The sequence below is a fragment of the Mycoplasmopsis opalescens ATCC 27921 genome, assembly GCF_000712185.1.
GTDB classification, from domain to species: domain Bacteria; phylum Bacillota_I; class Bacilli_A; order Mycoplasmatales; family Metamycoplasmataceae; genus Mycoplasmopsis; species Mycoplasmopsis opalescens.
The window spans coordinates 1-1,641 of the sequence record NZ_JOOB01000003.1 but is presented as its reverse complement, the minus strand read 5'-3'; the positions used below and the strand labels follow the sequence as shown (position 1 = coordinate 1,641).

Here is a 1,641-nt window from a genome sequence, read left to right as displayed (position 1 = left end):
TTTTTTTTTTTTTTTATCATAGATTAAACAAAACAATATGAAAGGTAATCATGAAATTAAAAAAACTAACATCATTACTCATGCCTATGGTTGCTTCATTACCATTTGTTGCTGCTGCATGTGGCGGAGAAGGTAAAAAAAGTGACGAAACCACACCAACTCCAACTCCTACTCCTTCACCTGCGCCCGCACCAGTGAACAAATTTAATGTTACAATCCTTGATGGAACTAATGAATTAAGCAAAAAAGAGATAAAAGAGAATAAAGAGTTTACTATTCCTGAAACAGGACAAGAAAAATCTGGTCATATTTTTAGTGGTTTTTTCTTGGATAAAGAATTCAAAAATGAAGCTAAACCAGGTTCAAAAATAACAATCACTGCCGATACAACTATTTATGCAAAATACATAACATTAGTTGATTATGTAAAATTAGCAATCAAAAATACTGTTGGTGATAAGTTTAAATATAATTATGAACTTAAGTTTGAAGCGCTAAAACTTAAAGCTCAATATGATGGCACGGTTTCTTACAACAGTAGTTCATCTACCCCGTTCTTAAAAGATGAAAAAACTACAGGTCTTTTGATTAAAGATGGACATAATGTTCATTGAATTAAAGATGGAAAGCTACATAAAATTTCTGCTGGTAAAAACGACAAGAATCCTGAACATGAAGAAAAAGCATTCAGCAAACCATATGAAAGTTCAATATTTGCAAAAATATTATTTGCTGGAAAAGAAGAAAATATTGCACAGGTTTCAAGAGATAATGATAAGTTTACTATAAAACTTCAAAAATCTGTATCTGATAAGATAAAAGAATTTTTAGAAAGTAGTAAATTTGCTAAATTAGAAAAATATCTAAAAGGCTTACAAGACTTAAAAATAACAAGTTCTCAAATTTCTCTAACTATTGATAGTAAAACAAAACAAGTTAAATCATATACATATATAGTAGAAACAGAGTTAAAGGCTTCTAATTTACCTGCCGTTCACCCTAAACTCTCATACAAATTAACATTTACAACCCCTGATTCAGAAATCAAATTACCTGAAATTGCTCAACAAAATTCTAACTAAAAGCCAACAGGCTTTTTTTCTTTACTTTAGCATTAATTATAGTGCGATCATATTATTTAAGACATTTAATAGAAATTTGCACTATGTAAATTTACTAAATTTAAGATTAAAAAATAATGACAATTGGTGATAGTATATTTTTTTACTGGAAGTTTAGAATATTATTTATATCACAATTAAGTATTTAAATAAAAAATATAGAGCCACAGAGGGCTCTATTTTATTCTTAAAGCGGGATACGCAGGAATTGTAATACCCCAGAAATAATTGCTAGTATAAGTAAAAGTCCTATTAAGGCTAATCCTACTCTGATAACTTTCATTATAAAAGAACCAATCATAAAAAGAACTACAATTCCAATGATAACATATAATGCAGTCATAAATATACCTCTTATTCTATGTTTAATAATTATATAAAATACTAAACATTTCAAAAATAAATAGTGTTATAAAATGGAAAAGTTTCAAATACCAAACAAAATGAACCTCTTAGTTAGAATTCAACTAAGGAATACAATTTTGGTATGGAAAATCAGAGATATGCAACAAAAAACGAT

1 protein-coding gene is annotated in these 1,641 nt (G+C 27.9%); it reads left to right on the top strand.

Translation table 4 applies throughout. From position 1 onward, the window contains the following. On the top strand, positions 1-1,082 hold a 1,082-nt coding region (locus tag T385_RS0100045; RefSeq protein WP_220094701.1), incomplete at its 5' end, for an InlB B-repeat-containing protein. Between the last annotated feature and the right edge of the window lie 559 nt (positions 1,083-1,641).